This is a genomic window from Leptolyngbya sp. CCY15150 (assembly GCF_016888135.1).
Classification (GTDB): Bacteria; Cyanobacteriota; Cyanobacteriia; order RECH01; family RECH01; genus RECH01.
In genome coordinates this window covers 109,418-128,021 of the sequence record NZ_JACSWB010000218.1, presented here as the reverse complement: position 1 = coordinate 128,021, position 18,604 = coordinate 109,418, and the positions used below count along the sequence as shown (strand labels likewise).

The following is an 18,604-nucleotide window of genomic DNA, read 5'->3' as shown; positions in this document are numbered from 1 at the left end:
CTTCAAGAGCTTTGAGCAGCCCCGCAATTGCCGCATCAGAACCCAGGTTCCCTAACGCCTCTGCCGCGTTCCTACGCACATATGAGTCTGAATCTTCGAGCGCGTTGAGTAGCCCTGGGAGCGCCGCCTTTGACCCGGTTTGCCCCAAAAGTTCGACCCTCAGCCAGGTTGGCACGTTTATTGCTGCTATCTGGCTCACCGTATTGTCTTGAACGTTGGGCTTTACTTCTCCCGCCAACCGTGCTCCCAAGACCAAATCTAGGCTCAGCGATCGCTCCACCACTCGCACCGCCAACGCCTCATCCGTCACCAGCGCTAACATCAATGCCAGCGGCTCTGTCCACTTCAGGTAATTTAAATACTTCCGCTGCAAGGTGAGGTCATCCAACCCTTCCAGCCGCCCCAACAGCCACTCCGCCGCGTAATATTCCTGAAGCAACTGATGGCGAAATTCCACCAACTCACCATTACGCTGGAGCAAATGATGCTTGAGTAAGTCATCCAATGCCTTCCGGGGTACTAGGGGATCGGCAGTCTGCAAATAGTCGGCAAAGACATGATAGATTTCGGTGGGAGGAACCGCCACTCGTAATTCTGTGGGCTTTTTCCCTTGCATCATCTGTGCCGCCAATACCTTCAGCAACTCTGGCCATAGGCGGCGATCGCTCTCCACCACCACATCCTGCTTCAACTTCCGTTCATAACCCTGGGTAAACGCCCGAAACACCTCACCCAAATTTTGAGGAATCGTCTGAGTCTGCTGAAACAAACTGCACAGCATCCACAACAGCAACGGCGTTTGCCCAAACTCCCGCAACCGCTCCTTGAGCTGCTTCAGCATCGCTTCCGCCTGCTCCGGCACATAAGCCTGGATAAATGCCTGCATCTGTGCTTCCGTCAGCGGTTGCATCTCCAGCTTGCGCTCAATCCCCAGATCGCCCCCCAAGCTCAAATCCCTTGTGGTGAAGATCATCGGCACCTTAGGATGGTCACGCCGAAACGCCGAGAGTTGGGTACGCGCCTCCTCCGAGGGCAATTCATTCACCCCATCGAATAGGAGAAGGGATTGTTCCAACAAGGTTTCTAGCTGGTCAGGAGTGACGGCGAGGTCATGGCGCTTCAACGCATTGACGATCAACTGAGCGATCGATCCTTGCCAATAGCGCAGTTCCACCAAGATCGGGATGCGAAGCGAGGTCGAGAAGTCGGAGTTTTTGAAAAACTCCGACTTCTGGGACACCTCCGAGGCCTGAGTCGCCTCTTCCAACAGCAACTTTGCCAACGCCGTAGACTTGCCCGAACCCGGTCGCCCAACTAACAACACAGGCTCCGGCTTTTCCCCCAGCGCATATTTCCGCAAACCGTCTAAAACCGAAAACCGTTCGACTTTTTCTTTCTCTTGCTGTTCCTGTTCTTGCTCTTGTTTTGGCACCGTCTGCACCATCAACCCAAAATCGAAAATCGGGGCTGATTCTTGTTTCTGTCGTTGCCTGCTTTCAGCGTCGGTCAGCGTGTAATACTGCCACCATTTTTCATACGTTGTGACAACCGAATTTAAGTAGGGCTGAACGTCGATTTTCCCTATGCTGGAACTCTCCTGTGCCAGCACATCACTCCAGCGGCGATCGCTCTCATGAAACGCCCGCTGAAGCTCCCGCAACTCCGGAAACTGCTCCAAAATCACCCGAGTGGGAATCGCCCCACCGCCCAGATCAAATCCAGCGGCACGGGTTTCCTTCACCATGCCACAGACCTTGCCCGTCTTGAGATTCAGCAACGCCGCACCGCTGATTCCCACCTCAATTTGTGCCCCTTGCAGCTTGAGCAACGGAGGCACGTCCCCCGTCCATCCTTCATGGACAGGACGCACCGGAGCGCCCTGGGGATAGGACTTCAAATAGCCGTAGCTGTATAATTCTTGACCGATCGCCACCGACTCCTCATCCAAAAGCACACAGGGATGATCAGGCAACGGCTCCGAGAGTTTCAACAGCGCCAGATCAAGGGTTTCACCATCATCCGCTTTTGCCGTAGCGATCGCCGACAGAGACAATCCTCGCGCTGCATAGAACAGGGCGATCGGCGCATCCGCCGCCCTACGTACCACATGGGCACAGGTGAGCACCCACCCAGACGCCACAAAAAAGCCCGTCCCCCAGCCACCGGGGACAGTAATCTTAACCGTACACTGTTGCAGCAACTCCTCTAGCGGCAGCGGCGTCAAGGCCTACTCCTTCGTCGGCGCTTTTCACTCTAGTGTAATCTCTGAATCAGAGCAGCAAACATCTGCATCATTCCCCCAATAGTCATGACAACCGGCGAATGTCCCCATACGACCTGCTTTAGCCCTAGGCTTGGATGCCTAAACCTGGTTCTCCATCCTACTTAAGCAGGCTATTCTAGTTAAATCAGGAGCGATACAGGGGCTTCCCATCCGTAGATTGTTCATACATAGCTTGGATCTTAATCATGGCGCGATCGCATTGGAGCTTAGGGCTTAGTGTACTCCTAGCGGGATTGGGTAGTCTGCTCATTCTCCCACCCAGCCTGGCTCGTCCGGCTGACGTTGCCACCCCCCTAGCCACCCAAGCTCGGCAACTGTTTGACCTGGGAGGGCAGCAGTACAACAATCGCCAGTTTACAGAAGCGATCGCCACCTGGGAGCAAGCTCTGGAGCTTTATCGACAACTGGGCGATCGCCGCCAAGAAGTTTATCTACTCACCAACCTCGGCAGCGCCTATGAGAATCTCTATCAAACCGAGACGGCGCTGACGTTCTACCAAGAAAGTCTTGCCTTGGCGGAAGAGATTCAAGATTCCTCAGGACAAAGCTATGCCCTAGGAAATTTGGGATATTTGTATGAACGGAATGGAGACTATGAGCAAGCCCTAACCTATTTACGGCGAGGTCTACCCCTAGCCCAGTCCCGAGGCGATCGCGCTGATGAAGCTTATCTGCTGAATCAAATTGGCATTGTTCTGAAAGCTCAAGGACTGATGGATGAAGCGATCGCTGAATTTGAGGCGAGTTTAGCGATCGCAGAAGAGCTTGGTGATCTATCCTTGCAGGCTAATAGCCAAGGTAATTTAGGTAACGCATATCTAGAGACCGGCCGCTATCCCCAAGCCCTAGATCGTTATGAAGTCACCCTAGCGTTAGTGCGACAAGAGGGCAATCGACAGGGCGAGGCCATAGTACTTCAACGTTTAGGCAATCTTTATTTAGATTTGGGTAATCCTGAGCGAGCTGTGGACTATTATCAACAAACTGAGGTCATCGCCCAACAACTGGGCGATCCACGCCTACAGGCCTACAACCAAGGTAACCTAGCCCTGGCCTATCGTCATCTAGGACAGATGGATCGGGCCTTGCCAGAGTTACAGCTTGCCCTCGATCAATTGCAAACCTTAGGCGATCGCCCTCGATTGGCCACGGGTTTCAACAGTTTGGGCAATATCTATGCCGACCTCCAAGAGAATGATCTGGCTATCCAAGCCTATCAACAAAGTCTAGAGCTATCCCAAACCTTGGGCGATCGCCATGGACAGGTTATGGCTTTGGGTAATCTAGGGCAAATGGCGGAACAGCTAGGTCAATCCAATCAGGCTTTATCTTACTACGAGCAAAGCTTGCAGTTGGCTGTGGAAACGGGCGATCTGCGCCGTCAGGGGTTGGCGCTAGATTATCTGGGTGCTTTTTACTTCAACCAAGCAGACTATGAACAATCTGTGGTGTATTTGAAGGATGCCGTTGAAGTGTGGGAGTCCATGCGTCCGGGGCTGCAGGATGAGGATCAGGTGTCATTATTTGAAACCCAAGTGTCCACCTATCAGTTGCTCCAGCGGGCGCTGATTCGCCTCAACCGCTATGATGATGCCCTGGAAATGTCGGAGCGGGGGCGGGCCCGAACGTTCATCGAACTGGTGGCAAATCGTCAATCGCCAGCGATCGCCGCTTCCCTACAGGTGCCGCCGCCCAGTTTATCGGATATACAAGCGATCGCTCGTCAACAGCAGGCCACGATCATTCAATATTCCATTCTTTCATCAGCGGAGTTGGCTATTTGGGTGATTCAACCCACTGGTGAAATCCAGTTTCAACTGGTGCAGTTCAATTCCAGCGATCTGACCCTAAACATGGCCGCAGAAGAAACTCGGGTTGCTGCCGCCCTGGGACGGGGACGCCAAGATCCTCAATGGACATCTCTAGTCCAGCAAACCCGGAGCGGCATTCTAGAACCAGCGGACTTGCCCGAATTCACCTTGCCGATACAGGCTGTTGAATCGCCGCCATCTCCTACATCTCCGACTCGACGCCAGAATCCACAACTGCAGTCGTTTCATCGTTTATTGATTGATCCCATTGCGTCATTTTTACCTGATGATCCGACCAGCCATGTCATTATTATTCCCCATGATTCCCTGTTTCTGTTACCCTTTGCTGCCCTGCAAGACGAGGATGGACGTTATCTGATTGAACGGCATACGGTGACCACCGCGCCATCGATCCAGGTGTTAGCGCTCACCCAGTCGCGACCTATTTCCCCAACCTCTCTGATTGTCGGCAATCCCCAGATGCCTAGCGTTGGACAACCACCGCTGCCCCTCTCGCCGCTGCCCAATGCTGAGCAGGAAGCGATTGAAATTGCCGCTTTTCTCGATACCGATCCTCTCCTAGGAGCAGAAGCTACCGAATCGCGAGTTGTGCAGCAGATGGGAGAGGCACAGGTGATCCATCTTGCCACTCACGGTCTTCTCGATGATTTAGGCGAAGTAGGGTTGCCGGGAGCGATCGCCCTTGCCCCATCCAGGAGCGACAATGGCTTACTCACCGCTGGAGAAATCTTAGAGCTACGCTTATCTGCGGATCTGGTTGTCCTGAGCGCCTGTGATACAGGACGAGGGCGGATTACGGGTGATGGAGTTTTAGGGTTATCTCGATCCTTTATGGCGGCTGGAGCCAATAGCGTTCTTGTCTCACTATGGGCAGTGCCCGATGATTCTACCACTCTCCTGATGACAGAGTTTTACCGACACCTGGCTGAAACACCAGACTCAGCTCAGGCTCTGCGCCAAGCGATGTTAACCACAATGGAAACCTATCCTAGCTCCCGCGACTGGGCGGCATTTACCCTCATGGGTCAATCATCCCTCAGCCAACCATAGTTAGGGCTCAGAGGCGATCGCGTCGGGCTTAGCTGATGCAACAATCTCTCGAATATGATCAACCCGCTGCTGATACTCACCATTGGACAGAACGGCTGCCGATCCTTCTGTTGAGAGAGAGGTTTGTAGATCAATCCATGACCGACAACCGCCATAGCTGCTATCGTAGGTTAGCGTATGAGGCGTAGATAATCGATGAACCCGCAGCAATAGACCCAACAGAGGCGATCGCGGCTTCCAGTTCAGGCGATCGCTCACGAACGTCTCATTCCAGATATGAAACGGCAGTAGAGGCTGGAGGGCGATCGCTTTGGGTAAGGATAGAACATCGGTAATCTGCGCCCAGCCTGTGAGGGTGACGTTTTGGGGATGCCATCCCGATTCCACCGGCTGCACCTGATGGGCATACACAGGCTTCAGCAAAGCAGGTTTCTGGTGCTCGTAGGTTGGAAATAACCACACCTGCCGATGGGGAATAGTGAACTCTCCCTGGGTTTCGCGAATGCCGCCCTTGCGCAAGAGCAGAATGGTGTCGCCCTGGGTGAGCGCCTGTACCGCCACATGCCATTCCTTTAGAGCAGAGGTTAGATCAAGAGGTGCCATCATCGTCTAGTCTCCAGAAGTTGACCATTGGCTAAAGGGATGTTGAGCTAGATAAGCATTAAAATAGCGCGGATCACCGGATACGTCTTGGCCAATCCAGGGCGGCAGGTCAATCGCCTGATGTTCATCGTGGAGTTCCACCTCAGCGATAATGAGACCTGCATTATCACCGTTAAATTCATCCACCTCCCATACCAGGTCAGCGATCGCAATTCGGTAGCGAACCTTTTCGATCATCGGCGATGAACAGAGCAAGCGCATAATATCATCCGCATCGGTGCGCGGAATTTCATACTCAAATTCTGCCCGACTTAGCCCCACGGTCGGCCCCTTCAGAGTTAGGTAACTGCGATCGCCCGCCACTCGCACCCGCACCGTGCGCCCCTGATCCGACACGATATAGCCTTGACGATAGACGGTTCCCTGACCGAGCGATCGCCAGTCGTCGCCAATTACCAAAAACTTACGCTCAATTTCCGTGCCCATAGACTACACTCCCCATCTTCCTAAGACTGATCCTGTAAATAGAGAAATGCTGCCACCTCAGCCGCCGTCGGTTGGGCAGCGATCGCGCCCGCTCTCAACGTCGTCAAGGCACCCACCGCACTGGCATAGGTGACCATCTGCCGCACCTGATCTGCATCTTTGAGGGCATCCATGCCCCGCTGACACAGTTGATGAATGAACCCGGCCAAGAAGCTATCGCCCGCGCCGGTGGTGTCCTCCACATCCAAGGAGAAAGCGGGCAGCTTGCCTTCATGGTCACCCAGGTAATAGGTGCAGCCCTTTTCCCCGGCGGTCACCAAGACCCCTTCCACATGCCCCAGCAGATGGGCGATCGCCGCTGGTTCTACAGTGTTAAACAGCCACAGAGCTTCATCATCCGAGAGCTTTAGAAAGTCGGCCCGTTCAAGATACTGGCGAATCAACGACTTGGCTTGCCTAGGATCGGGCCAAAACATCGGCCGCCAGTTCACGTCTATCATCACCTTGAGGAAGCGATCGTCGGCAAAATCTAGGGCCCGATCAATCGCCTGGCGCGTGGTGGGATAGGCCAACTCCAAGGTGCCTAGCACCAAGATTTCTGCGGCATCAAACAAGGCACCGGGCAACAAATCTGCCTGTAGGCGCGTATCGGCAAAGACTGTCGTATCGCGATCGCCAAAGCCTGCAAACTGGCGATCGCCCTCTAGGGAACGCACCACATAGACCTCACGGGTGGGAGCTGTACCATGGCGCTGAATGCCCACCCCATTCACTCCGGTGGTGCGCAGCAGTTCCACCAAGATTTGCCCCGGCTCATCTTCTCCCACACAGCCCACAAATCCTGCCGCCGTCCCCAGTTTCACCAGCGCACAAGCCACATTGGCCGGAGCCCCTCCCGGATAGGGCGTCCAAGACACCACCTCATCCACCGCCAAACCGGGCTGGTCTGCAATCCGGTCAAACAGCACTTCGCCCAAACACAACACAAGCGGCTCAGTCACCATAGTTTTCTTTGCAGGATAGTAGGAACGTCACGCCGACGAAAACGCGGGTCATCACCATGAGGTACCTAATCGTAGCAAGATCTAGGGCGATCGCCACCCATTCCCCGGTTTGCCCCCCATACCCATACCATGAAGACCCCAAGGACTTCAATGGCAACTCATACTTATGGAGGAGCGAGACGCTCACAGAACCTTGATGGCTCACATGCCAAGGTCATAGCCTCATTCAGCAACGCCGGCACGACCAGAGCAAAGGGAGCGATCGCTCTCTAAAACATGACGGTTGTGGCGCAGGTAGTCACTTAACCACTGACAGCTTTGGTCGATTAACTCGGTGCGGGTCAGGGGAGTGGCGGGGATTGCCGTCACATCCCAAACCTTCACCACCCGGTCGGCGGCACCCGAGATCAGACGATCACCATCAGGATTAAACGCGATCGCTGCCACCCGTTGCTGATGTCCCTCTAGGGTTTGCAATAAGGTACCATCTGGAGACCAAAGCTTTACCGTATTATCAAAACTGCCAGATGCTAACATCTCACCGGAAGGGCTAAAGCTAACCGATGTCACCCCTGAACGATGGGCCGTAAACTGTTCCAACAGTTCGCCCTTCATCGACCAAAGAATGACGGTATTATCCATACTTCCCGAGGCTAGGCGCTGGCCATCGGGCGAAAAGGATACGCTATAGACACCTGCCTGATGGCCTTCCAGGGTATGAACTAACTCTCCTTCCAGCGTCCAGATCCGCGCCGTATTATCGCTACTAGCAGAGGCTAGGTATTGACTATCGGGCGAAAAGGTTACCGTACGCACCCCTTCTCGATGTCCTGATAGCTCTCGCACCAACTCTCCCTGCCTCGTCCATATCCGAATAATCTTATCATCTCCTGCGGAGGCAATCCATTGACCATCAGGAGAGATATGAACGCTCAGCACCTCTTGAGTATCGGCATTCACGGTGCGCAGGAGGTCACCTTGGCGATTCCATAGATAAAGTTGACCGTCAGAACCACCGACTACAATCAAATCACCGGTCGCATCCAAGCTCACCGCATTAGGAATGCCTTGAGGTTGAGTGATGGTTAGCTCTTGGGTAAAAAAGTTCTGATTATTCCGTCGCCAGATTTGGATGGTGGTATCGGTGCTGGTGGAAGCGATCGCCTCCCCATCTCCGCTGACCGCAACGCTGAGCACCCGCCGATCATGCCCTTGAATATTTTGGTGCAATTCTCCAGCAATATTCCAGACCCGCAGTGTTTTATCGTAGCTACCTGACACAACGGTATCTCGATCAAAAAATGCCGCTCCAGAAGCAATATCCAAATGGCGGAAGGTGTCGATCAGCAGGCCCGTTTCTGTAGACCAAACTCGCACCGTATGATCGGCACTAGCCGAGACTAAGCGCTGGCCATCGGGACTGAAATTTGCACTGATCACTCCAGAGGTATGCCCTTCCAGAACTCTCAAGAGATTGCCCTGAATATCCCAGAGCCGTAAGGTATCGTCAGCGCTGGCAGTTGCAATGCGTTTCCCATCCGGCGAGAAGCGTACGGCCCAGATTTCGCCTTCATGCCCTTCAAAGGACTGCAATAACGATCCGTCTAAGTTCCAAAGGCGCGCAATTTTATCGCCACTACCAGAGATAAGTTGCTGGCCATCGGGTGAAAAGCGAATACTAAACACCTTATCTTGCCCAACAGACCATCGTCGTAGCTCATTCCCTTCTAGGTCAACTAAGCGAATGGTTGAATCGGCGGAAGCGATCGCTAAGGTATCGCCAGCTGCATTGAAATCCACACTCCATAGGGGCGCATCATAGGTCAGGGTATTCAGTAAAGTACCATCAACGCTCCAGATTTTCACCGTTCCATCATCACTAGACGAAGCCAGCCGCTGCCCATCGCGGGAAAAAATGGCTGTCCATACCGTTCCCTCATGTCCCTCAAGGGTTGCCACCAAACTGCCATCCGGACGCCAGAGCTTGATGGTGTTATCTGCACTCGTAGACGAAACCATTTGTCCATCCGGTCTCACATGCAGGTTTGTGATCAGGTCAACATGGTCTTCCATGCGATTTTGTTCAGTTATCAACTGAAATAGATATCTGAGATTATCTTCCGTGCTTTGATGCATAGGGTTATCTGAGGTGATCCATCCCAGCTCAGCTAGATGGATATTGGCCTTGGCGCTAGCCAATAAGCCTCGGAGTTGATCATGGGTTGCAAACGTTGCCCTAGCCGTTTCACTCAGCGTCGCCGTTTGCAGTTCTTCCACGAAACGTCGTTCTCGCTCCGCCACTTGATACTGCACAAAGGCAGTCATCGCTAATCCACAGGCAATTACAAAGCCCACCGTTGCGCCGATAATCGTAATCCGCTGCCGTTGCGATCGCTTTTGGCTGCTGGTGACCACATATTCAGACTGAAGCTGGGTGGGTAAAGGATTTTTTCCCTGGGACGTGGTCAGCCACATTTCCGCCTCGGTCAACAGCGATCCCTGAAGCAGAAAACTAGGGTCGCGATCGCGCTTATCCCATTCCAGCGATCGCGCCAATAATTTGGTGTGGTATTTTACATGGTCTAGATCTGTATCTAAGGCCGTGAGCAGCGCTTGATAGGCTGTTTCAAAATCATCCGTCTCTCGAAAAAAGATCCAGTTGAGTGCCGCTAAAGTCGGAGAAACATCCTTGTATTGCACATCCTGGCAAACAATAGGCAGCAATCGCTTATTCAGAGCAACGGACTTGTCTAACTCCACATTGCATTCATAGGATGCCAACCATTCTGGACTTAATATAAAAATGACCGTATGGGTTTTCTGGATACCTTCCTCAATTTCTAACCGCCAGTCGGCATTGGGTGGAATATCGTTCCAGTCTACCCACACAGTCTTGCCCGACTGAATAAGATAATGGTGCAGCCTAACCGCAAACTCTTTGTTGCGACGACAGTAGGAGAGAAAGATGTCTGTCATGGTTGATTACCCCGATGTCAGTGACGATTGAAGATCACACAGGTAGATGATCCTGATAGATGGCCATCAGGATGAATAGGTTATCAATGGGCTAAACATGCGCGCATAAAAAGGCTGATAGGGACAAACAAGTTCTCCAAAACTTTACAACACTACACTGTTATCATTCCCCCAACTCTCTACGTAATAACCACTATAAAAGCTATAAATCCATAACAACAGACTGCTAGCCCCAACCCCAAGCGATCGCTTGTTCACCCCTGCCATCCAGCCGGGTTCATCAATCAGTGTTGCGATCGCCATCATTTTGTAACGACCTTGTTGACCTAGGGCACGACATGGTAGATTAAATCCACAACCGCTAGGGGTGTCTGGGAAACCGGGCTGAGAATATACCCTGAGAACCTGAGTCCGGCTCATACCGGCGGAGGGAAGCGACTATCTGAGGAATTAAATATGCGTGAATCGTGGGTTAGCCCTCGTCGCGGTCAGCCGATCGTGACGCAGATGCACTATGCTCGGCAGGGCATCTTGACCGAAGAAATGCGCTATGTGGCGCAACGGGAAAACCTATCCCCGGAACTCATTCAAGCTGAAGTGGCGCGGGGGCGGATGATTATTCCCGCCAACATCAACCATGCCAATCTGGAACCCATGGGTATCGGCATCGCCGCCACCTGCAAGGTCAATGCCAATATCGGCGCGTCACCCAACTCATCCAACTTGGATGAAGAAGTAGCCAAGCTACAGTTAGCTGTCAAATATGGTGCAGATACGTTGATGGATCTATCCACCGGCGGCGGTGACTTGGATGCGATTCGCACCGCCATCATCCAAGCCTCACCCATTCCCATCGGCACGGTGCCCATTTACCAGGCTCTAGAGTCGGTGCATGGCGCGATCGAACAGCTCACCCCCGATGATTTTCTGCACATCATCGAAAAACATGCTCAGCAAGGCGTGGACTATATGACCATCCATGCCGGCATTTTGATCGAGCATTTGCCCTTGGTGAAAAACCGGATTACCGGCATCGTATCGCGGGGCGGCGGCATCATTGCCCGCTGGATGCTGCACCACCATCGGCAAAATCCTCTCTATAGCCACTTTGATGACATCATCGAAATCTTCAAACGCTATGATGTGTCCTTCAGTCTAGGCGATTCCCTGCGGCCAGGCTGCCTGCATGATGCCTCCGATGCGGCCCAGCTAGCCGAGCTGAAAACCCTAGGCGACCTCACCCGCCGCGCCTGGGCTCAGGATGTGCAGGTCATGGTGGAGGGGCCAGGGCATGTGCCTATGGATCAAATTGAGTTTAATGTGCGCAAACAAATGGAGGAATGCTCCGAAGCGCCGTTTTATGTCCTAGGCCCGCTGGTGACCGATATCGCACCGGGCTATGACCATATCACCTCCGCCATTGGAGCCGCCATGGCTGGTTGGTATGGTACCGCCATGCTCTGCTACGTGACACCCAAGGAACATCTGGGTTTGCCCAATGCGGAGGATGTGCGCAATGGCCTGATTGCCTACAAAATTGCCGCCCATGCCGCCGACGTCGCTCGCCATCGACCAGGGGCCCGCGATCGCGATGATGCCCTATCCCATGCGCGCTACAACTTTGACTGGAACCGCCAGTTTGAACTCTCCCTCGACCCCGATCGCGCTCGGGAATATCACGACGAAACCCTACCCGCCGATATCTATAAAACAGCGGAATTTTGCTCCATGTGTGGGCCCAAATTCTGCCCCATGCAAACTAAGGTTGATGCCGAAGCCCTAGACCAGCTAGAGCAGTTCCTAGCCCAGGAGAAAGTCGCCGTTTCCTAGGCGTTATCTCGTCATATCCAATCTGGTTAAAGGGTTAGGTACAGGATATAGTCCTGGCTCTGGCCCTTTTCTATAGATCGATACATCGCAATTGACCTGTAGAATGCGTGAGCGCCAGCGTAACGCATCAAAGCCTTACAAAACAGTCTATTACGGCTTCGCTGAACAGCACCATACACCGCGATTTATCTAGATGTGTAGGATGCTCAAGCGATCGCGCCTGCCTCAAAGCTTTGCAGGACAGTGCGTTACGGCTTCACCTAACAGCATTCTACACCCTCATTGTGTTGAAACCCGCGCTCAGATAGACGGTTTGGGCGGCAAGCTCATGGTGTCCAGATCGAGCACCTGGGCCAGATCCTCGGGACTCATCAACTGCTTCTCCAGCACCAGTTGCCGCAGGGATTTACCCGTTTCGAGCGATTCCTTAGCGATCGCTGCTGCATTCAGATAACCAATATGGGGATTCAGCGCCGTCACCAGCGCTAGGCTGCCCTCGGCATAGTCATGGCAGCGATCGCTCTGGGCGACAATGCCTCGGATGCAGCGATGGGTGAGGGCGGCCAGGGTGTTGCCAAGGATTTCGATGCTGTGGATGAGATCGTAGGCAATCAGCGGCATCATCACGTTGAGTTCCAGTTGTCCGGCTTGGGCGGCCAGAGCGATCGCACTGTCGTAGCCCATCACCTGGAAGCAGACCATAGAGGTCATTTCTGCCATCACAGGGTTATATTTACCCGGCATAATCGAAGAACCAGGCTGCACCGGCGGCAGTTGGATTTCCTTAAGACCGGTTTTGGGGCCAGAATCCATCAAGCGTAGGTCGTGGGAGATCTTGACGCAATCCTGCGCCAGGTTCCGCAAAGCTCCAGACACCGCCACAAACGGGGCCATACTTTGCATGGCTGCCATCAGATGGGGGGCGGGTTTCAGGGGCTGGCCCATCAAGTCGCTGAGCAGTTGAGTGACGCGATAGCGGTATTGGGGATGGGTGTTCAACCCCGTACCGGCGGCGCTGCCCCCAATCCCCAGAATAGTCAGGTCTTGGGCAGCGGCTTCTAGGCGGTTGAAATGATCGGTGAGAATCTGGGCCCAGGCTTTGAAGGTTTCGCCCAAGCGCACGGGTACGGCATCTTGCAGGTGGGTGCGGCCTGACTTAACCACGGCGTGGAATTCTTCCGCTTTCGCATCTAGGGAGGCGATCGCGTCGGTGAGGGCCGGATAGAGGGAATGTTCTAGGGCCAGCAGGCCGCCAATGCGAATGGCTGTGGGAATCACATCGTTGGTGGATTGCCCATAGTTGACATGGTCGTTGGGGCTGACGCGGGCGTAGTTGCCCTTTTGGTCGCCCAAGAGTTCTAGGGCGCGGTTGGCCAGCACCTCGTTGACATTCATATGGTGGGAGGTGCCAGCTCCGGCTTGGTACACGTCCACCACAAACTGATCCCGCAGACTACCCTGGAGAATTTCATCAGCAGCTTGCACGATTGCTTGGCTGAGGTCGGCAGGAATGCAGCCCAGTTCTGCATTGGCGATCGCCGTCGCTTTTTTGATCAGCAAACAGGCGTCTACATAGGTGGGCAGAGGGCGCAGGCCACTGATGGGAAAGTTCTCCGTTGCCCGTAGGGTTTGAATGCCGTAGTAGGCGTCATCAGGGATCTGGCGTTCTCCCATCGAGTCTTTCTCAATCCGGTATGCGATCGCGTCTGCCATAGCCCATATCCTTCCATGATCATGTGCGTGGGGTTTTCGAGCGAGAATTCCCCTTGCTGTCCTGCTCCATTGTCTGGTGAACAGCGGCGTTCAGCAATGGGCGATCGCTCACCATTCCCCCAAAAATTCGTCAAAACTTCATACTAATCCTCCTGGGTGCAAATATCCCGTAAGTGTAGGGTTTGCGGATGTCATTTAGAAGACAGCGGTGATAAGCTGAAAAAATCAGGTCTGAATGTCATATAGGGTTGCACTACATATCGCGCTGCTTTTAGCTGCCCCAAGCATGGGGTATCTACTTTTAGGAATCCATGCATGTTAGACACAGCTACGGCCGACGGTGGTCAGTAGAATGCATGTTGCCCCTGAGTCCATGAAGGGTTGTAAGCAGTCGCTTTTTCCATGAATTGACCTACCGTTGTTGCCTCCGGCGGGTACGGGTTTAGATGCTATGTCTCCATCATCGGGCGTGCCATCGAGTTTTCTGATGAGCCGCTTTGCATTGCTCAATTCCGCCATTTAGCTAGGGCTTTTGTATGCGCTCTACCATGACTAATAATAGTGACGCCCATACCTGGTTTAGCCAGGGCAACACACTGTACAAAATTCAACGCTATGAAGGGGCGATCGCTAAGTTTGATAAATATCTGAAAACCTGCCCAGATAACCATGAAGCTTGGAGCCGACGGGGCTATGCGCTGTCTAAAATGGGGGCATTCGTCGAAGCTGTCGCTAGCTTTGATCAGGCGATTCGCTATTGTTCGTCCTACGCGCTAGCCTGGCACGGCCGCGGACTGGCCCAAACGCGCATGGAGCAGTTTGAAGAAGCGATCGCCAGTTTCGACCAAGCCATTACCCACAGTCCCGACGACTACAAGATTTGGTACAACAAGGGCCATGCTCTGATGGGGCTCTATCGCTATAAAGAGGCGATGGTGTGCTTTGAGAAAACCGTGGAGCTACGTCCTGATAACTACCGGGCTTGGTACAATCGGGCTGTTTCGCTGGTGTCGCTGCGTCGCTATGGCGATGCTCTCACCAGCCTCGACACCGCCCTGACCATTAAACAAACCTGCTACTACGCATGGAATCAACGGGGGACGGTGCTCGCCAAGCTCAATCGCCATGAGGAGGCGATCGCCAGCTTTGACAATTCCCTCAAATGCATGAACAACAACCCTCAAGCTTGGTATGGCAAGGCGTCATCCTTTGCCAGTCTCGATGATGCTGCCCACGCCCTCAAATGCCTGAAGCGGGCCATTATCCTCAGCCCCAATCTATATAAGGTGATGGCGAAAACCGACTCCAATTTTGATCCAGTACGCAACACGGCTACTTTTCAAATGCTCATGCAAACCATGGGGTGAGATCAGCGTTAGACGCGCTATGCATGGGGGACGGTGGCCAATCCAGATGTCTATCCCCCCTGGATATGAAACGGCGCAGCGGGGGATTGAAGGCAGGATGTTGCAGCCATGACCCTTCAAGCAGACTGGACATGAGAAGGCTTGACGATCGCAGCAGACCCACGGCAGAGTGGACATACGTCTGTTGGGAATTGTGCTTTGTCTAACCTGCCTCCTTTAACTATGGCGATCGCTCCGGTGGGCAATCCGCTGAGCATTGCGCCGATGATGGATCGCACCGATCGCCATTATCGCTATTTCATGCGGCAGATCACTAGCCGCACCTTGCTCTACACCGAAATGGTGACCACGGCTGCCATCCTCCATGGCGATCGCGACCATCTATTGGGATTTTCGCCCGAGGAGAAACCGTTAGCGCTGCAGCTCGGGGGCGATCGCCCTCAAGACCTAGCCCGCTGTGCTCAGATCGCGGAGGAGATGGGCTACGACGAGGTGAATCTAAATGTGGGCTGCCCTAGCGATCGGGTGCAGACCGGCAACTTTGGAGCCTGTCTCATGGCCCAGCCGGAGCTGGTCGCAGAAGGGGTGGCTGCCATGAAAGCCGCTACTCGCCTGCCGGTGACCGTCAAGCATCGCATTGGCATTGATGATCGCGATCGCTACGAAGACCTAGTGCAGTTTGTGGCCACCGTGGCCCAAGCCGGCTGTCAACACTTCACCGTCCATGCCCGCAAGGCTTGGCTGCAGGGTCTCAACCCCAAGGAAAACCGCACCGTGCCGCCCCTGCGCTATGGCGATGTCTATCGCCTCAAGCAAGAGTTTCCCCATCTATGGATCGAGGTGAACGGCGGCATCACCACCCTAGAGCAAGTCGCCCAGCACCTCACGGCCGTAGACGCCGTGATGATCGGCCGCGCCGCCTATGATCATCCCTACCTCTTTGCCACCGTGGATCGCGATATCTACGGAGCAGCGATCGCCCCTCCCAGCCGTGCCCAAGTCGTGGCCGCCATGCTGCCCTATGTGCAACGGTGGAGCGATCGCGGTCAGAAGCTGAACAAAATTACCCGCCATATGATCCACCTCTTTGCGGGGCAACCCGGTAGCCGCCTCTGGCGTCGCCATCTCACGGAACAGTCTTGCCAGATGGGAGCTGGTGCGGAGGTGCTGCAGCAGGCACTGGATCTACAGCAGGCAACCCTCGTAGCGGTGGGTGTTTAAGGGCGTTTGAGACGGGCGATCGCTCCTTAGGCAGTTGACAGCCCCCTGGCCCGATCGCCTAGGATCGAGAGGATTAGTTACTCAGGCAGATGGTCATGACCGTTCAATCCCTTCGTAGCGCTATTCCCGGCGGAGTTGTGGCCCTGGCCTTGGGATTGGGATTTGTAAAAATGCTGGCGGCCCTGTCTGGGTATGGCGATATTCCCCTGCTGAATCGCAGCGTGACGCTGCTACTCTGTATCGGTTGGGGAGTGGCGGCTAGCGGTATTGTGTTGCGGCTGCGGCAAATTGTGCGCAATGGCATGGCGTTGCTGATTGCCACAGAACCCGATCCAACCCAGCTTGCCCAAACCTACGAGGACAATCTAAGAGCGATCGCCCAAGCCATGGCCGGCGAAGAGGGTATCCCGTTGAAAAAGCACCGCTACCGTCTCAATCTTTATCCCAAAAGCTTTACCGGTGCTGAAGCAGTAACCTGGTTAGTGCGTCACCACAAAGGCACCCGTTTGGAAGCCACTCGCCTGGGAGAGGCGCTGCTAGAGCGAAACTACATTCACTCAGTGGCCGATTTGCCCTTCCAAGATAGTGACGCTCTCTACCAATTTGAGACAGAAGCCCTAACTCCTGTGCCCGATGCCGATGCTAGCCCGCCTCCGTTGGTTGAAGCAGATGGCTAGTTTTTGCCGATCCTAAGCTTGGAATGAACGGAAAGGCTGATGGTCTCCTGGGCTGAAATCTGGATTCTTTCATCCACCAAGCTAAAAACCTCCTTAACCCGACCTGACGTTCCATAAAAAGAGCGCCCCAACCTTGGCGATCGCTCACCGAGAGTCAGGGCGCAGGCATGGGTAGAGGAATAGTCCTCAGACAACCAGCGACGTAGCAGCTTCTTCCCGGAGGAGTTCTGCCTTATCGGTTTTCTCCCACGGCAAATCTAGATCGGTGCGTCCAAAGTGGCCATAGGCGGCTACGTTTTGGTAGAACTTGCCTCCAAATTGTGCCGGTAGACGCGTCAGATTGAAGGCTTGGATGATGCCCGCCGGACGTAGCTCAAAGTGCCGTCTGACTAAGTCCAGCAGACGCTCTTCTTCAATTTTGCCAGTGCCGAAGGTATCGACCATGATGCTGACTGGACGCGCAACCCCAATGGCATAGCTGAGCTGCACCTCACACTTCTCGGCGAGGCCAGCAGCCACAATGTTTTTGGCAACATAACGACTCGCATAGGCAGCGCTTCGATCCACCTTAGTGGGATCTTTGCCCGAGAAGGCACCGCCGCCGTGGCGAGAATAACCGCCATAGGTATCGACGATAATCTTACGACCCGTTAGCCCCGAATCGCCCTGCGGGCCACCGATGACGAACTTACCGGTTGGGTTCACCAAGAAACGGGTGCGATCGCTTGGGCGGAGGCTGAGGTCAGAAAAAGCTGACGTAACCACGGCTTCCCATAGATCCTCGCGAATACGCGCCTGCACTCCGGCATCATCGGTAATCGAATCAATGGTGGGCGTATGCTGAGTAGACACCAAGATGGTATCAATGCCCACTGGCTGACCATCTTCATACAGCACCGTCACCTGGGTCTTGCCATCTGGACGCAGGTAGGGCAACTGTTCAGACTTACGAACTGACGCTAAGCTGCGAGAAATCCGGTGAGCCAAGCTAATGGGCAATGGCATCAATTCCGGGGTTTCATTGCAGGCAAACCCAAACATCAGCCCTTGGTCACCAGCGCCAATCGCATCGAGCTCTTCATCGCTGGCTTGTTCTCGGCTCTCATGGGCCTGATCAACCCCTTGAGCAATATCTGGAGATTGCTCATCGATCGCCAAAATAACCGAACAGCTACTAGCCGAAAAGCCATTGTTTGCATCGGTGTAGCCAATTTCAGCAATTTTTTGGCGAACCACGTCAACGTAGTTAACCGGAGCCGTGGATGAGATTTCTCCTGTAATCAATACAAGACCTGTATTGACCACCGTTTCAGCCGCAACTCGACTGGTGGGATCAGCAGTCAGGAGTGCGTCTAGGATAGCATCCGAAATTTGATCACAAATTTTGTCGGGATGCCCCTCGGTAACAGATTCAGACGTGAATAAATAACGACGAGACAATGAACCGATTTCTCCCTTACTAGCGTTAAGAACCCAGTCGATTCGCAAAGCCAAATCTCTTAGGGGCTTGATCTGCACCCAGATCAATGCATTCAATCAGAGTAAAGCGCTCCTTCACAGT

Annotated in this window: 13 protein-coding genes and 1 riboswitch; of the genes, 5 read left to right on the top strand and 8 right to left on the bottom strand. The window is 53.9% G+C overall.

Going from position 1 to position 18,604, the window contains the following annotated elements; genetic code table 11:
* The coding region (locus JUJ53_RS17840; protein ID WP_204153387.1) for a trypsin-like peptidase domain-containing protein at positions 1-2,224 on the bottom strand (2,224 nt) is incomplete at its 3' end.
* Between the two features lie 245 nt (positions 2,225-2,469).
* Between JUJ53_RS17840 and JUJ53_RS17835 the strand changes: the two genes are divergently transcribed.
* Complete coding sequence (locus JUJ53_RS17835; protein WP_204153386.1) at positions 2,470-5,166, top strand: CHAT domain-containing protein; 2,697 nt, start codon at positions 2,470-2,472, stop codon at positions 5,164-5,166.
* Here JUJ53_RS17835 and JUJ53_RS17830 read toward each other — a convergent pair whose 3' ends face one another.
* The 5 genes from JUJ53_RS17830 to JUJ53_RS17810 are packed head-to-tail and all read right to left on the bottom strand — an operon-like array spanning position 5,167 to position 10,235.
* Positions 5,167-5,772, bottom strand: a complete 606-nt coding sequence (locus JUJ53_RS17830; protein WP_239125168.1) for a DUF1802 family protein — start codon at positions 5,770-5,772, stop codon at positions 5,167-5,169.
* A 3-nt stretch (positions 5,773-5,775) separates the two neighbouring features.
* Entirely contained in the window at positions 5,776-6,255 is a 480-nt protein-coding gene (locus tag JUJ53_RS17825; protein WP_204153385.1) for a CYTH domain-containing protein, read from the bottom strand.
* Between the two features lie 20 nt (positions 6,256-6,275).
* Positions 6,276-7,256 (bottom strand): carbohydrate kinase, encoded by a 981-nt coding sequence (locus tag JUJ53_RS17820; protein ID WP_204153400.1) that lies wholly within the window; start codon positions 7,254-7,256, stop codon positions 6,276-6,278.
* On the bottom strand, positions 7,249-7,446 hold the full coding sequence (locus tag JUJ53_RS17815) for a hypothetical protein (protein ID WP_204153384.1): 198 nt from the start codon (positions 7,444-7,446) through the stop codon (positions 7,249-7,251). Before JUJ53_RS17815 ends, JUJ53_RS17820 begins: the two co-directional genes overlap by 8 nt.
* A gap of 35 nt (positions 7,447-7,481) precedes the next feature.
* Positions 7,482-10,235: a TIR domain-containing protein gene (locus tag JUJ53_RS17810; RefSeq protein WP_204153383.1), complete on the bottom strand. Its 2,754-nt coding sequence runs from the start codon at positions 10,233-10,235 to the stop codon at positions 7,482-7,484.
* A gap of 353 nt (positions 10,236-10,588) precedes the next feature.
* Positions 10,589-10,685, top strand: a riboswitch (TPP riboswitch).
* Positions 10,686-10,691: 6 nt separating this feature from the next.
* Between JUJ53_RS17810 and thiC the strand changes: the two genes are divergently transcribed.
* Entirely contained in the window at positions 10,692-12,065 is a 1,374-nt protein-coding gene (gene thiC, locus JUJ53_RS17805; RefSeq protein ID WP_204153382.1) for a phosphomethylpyrimidine synthase, read from the top strand.
* Positions 12,066-12,365: 300 nt separating this feature from the next.
* On the opposite strand, the gene JUJ53_RS17800 is transcribed toward thiC, so the two are convergent.
* Positions 12,366-13,778 (bottom strand): aspartate ammonia-lyase, encoded by a 1,413-nt coding sequence (locus JUJ53_RS17800; RefSeq protein WP_204153381.1) that lies wholly within the window; start codon positions 13,776-13,778, stop codon positions 12,366-12,368.
* 548 nt (positions 13,779-14,326) lie between these two features.
* Between JUJ53_RS17800 and JUJ53_RS17795 the strand changes: the two genes are divergently transcribed.
* From JUJ53_RS17795 to JUJ53_RS17785, 3 genes are all read left to right on the top strand, one after another.
* On the top strand, positions 14,327-15,145 hold the full coding sequence (locus JUJ53_RS17795; RefSeq protein WP_204153380.1) for a tetratricopeptide repeat protein: 819 nt from the start codon (positions 14,327-14,329) through the stop codon (positions 15,143-15,145).
* Positions 15,146-15,367: 222 nt separating this feature from the next.
* The gene (dusA, locus tag JUJ53_RS17790; RefSeq protein ID WP_204153399.1) at positions 15,368-16,366 is read left to right on the top strand and encodes a tRNA dihydrouridine(20/20a) synthase DusA; all 999 of its coding nucleotides are present in this window, start codon (positions 15,368-15,370) and stop codon (positions 16,364-16,366) included.
* A gap of 95 nt (positions 16,367-16,461) precedes the next feature.
* Positions 16,462-17,043, top strand: coding sequence for a DEP domain-containing protein (locus JUJ53_RS17785; protein ID WP_204153379.1), 582 nt, complete (start codon positions 16,462-16,464; stop codon positions 17,041-17,043).
* Positions 17,044-17,229: 186 nt separating this feature from the next.
* On the opposite strand, the gene metK is transcribed toward JUJ53_RS17785, so the two are convergent.
* A complete protein-coding gene (gene metK / locus JUJ53_RS17780; RefSeq protein ID WP_204153378.1) occupies positions 17,230-18,483 on the bottom strand; it encodes a methionine adenosyltransferase in 1,254 nt (417 codons plus the stop codon).
* Positions 18,484-18,604: the final 121 nt, after the last annotated feature.

Coding starts and splice junctions, on each gene's coding strand:
- JUJ53_RS17795 (WP_204153380.1), top strand. CDS start 14,327: ATGACTAATAATAGTGACGCCCATACCTGGTTTAGCCAGGGCAACACA.
- JUJ53_RS17800 (WP_204153381.1), bottom strand. CDS start 13,778: ATGGCAGACGCGATCGCATACCGGATTGAGAAAGACTCGATGGGAGAA.
- JUJ53_RS17810 (WP_204153383.1), bottom strand. CDS start 10,235: ATGACAGACATCTTTCTCTCCTACTGTCGTCGCAACAAAGAGTTTGCG.
- dusA (WP_204153399.1), top strand. CDS start 15,368: ATGGCGATCGCTCCGGTGGGCAATCCGCTGAGCATTGCGCCGATGATG.
- JUJ53_RS17835 (WP_204153386.1), top strand. CDS start 2,470: ATGGCGCGATCGCATTGGAGCTTAGGGCTTAGTGTACTCCTAGCGGGA.
- JUJ53_RS17830 (WP_239125168.1), bottom strand. CDS start 5,772: ATGATGGCACCTCTTGATCTAACCTCTGCTCTAAAGGAATGGCATGTG.
- JUJ53_RS17825 (WP_204153385.1), bottom strand. CDS start 6,255: ATGGGCACGGAAATTGAGCGTAAGTTTTTGGTAATTGGCGACGACTGG.
- JUJ53_RS17785 (WP_204153379.1), top strand. CDS start 16,462: ATGACCGTTCAATCCCTTCGTAGCGCTATTCCCGGCGGAGTTGTGGCC.
- thiC (WP_204153382.1), top strand. CDS start 10,692: ATGCGTGAATCGTGGGTTAGCCCTCGTCGCGGTCAGCCGATCGTGACG.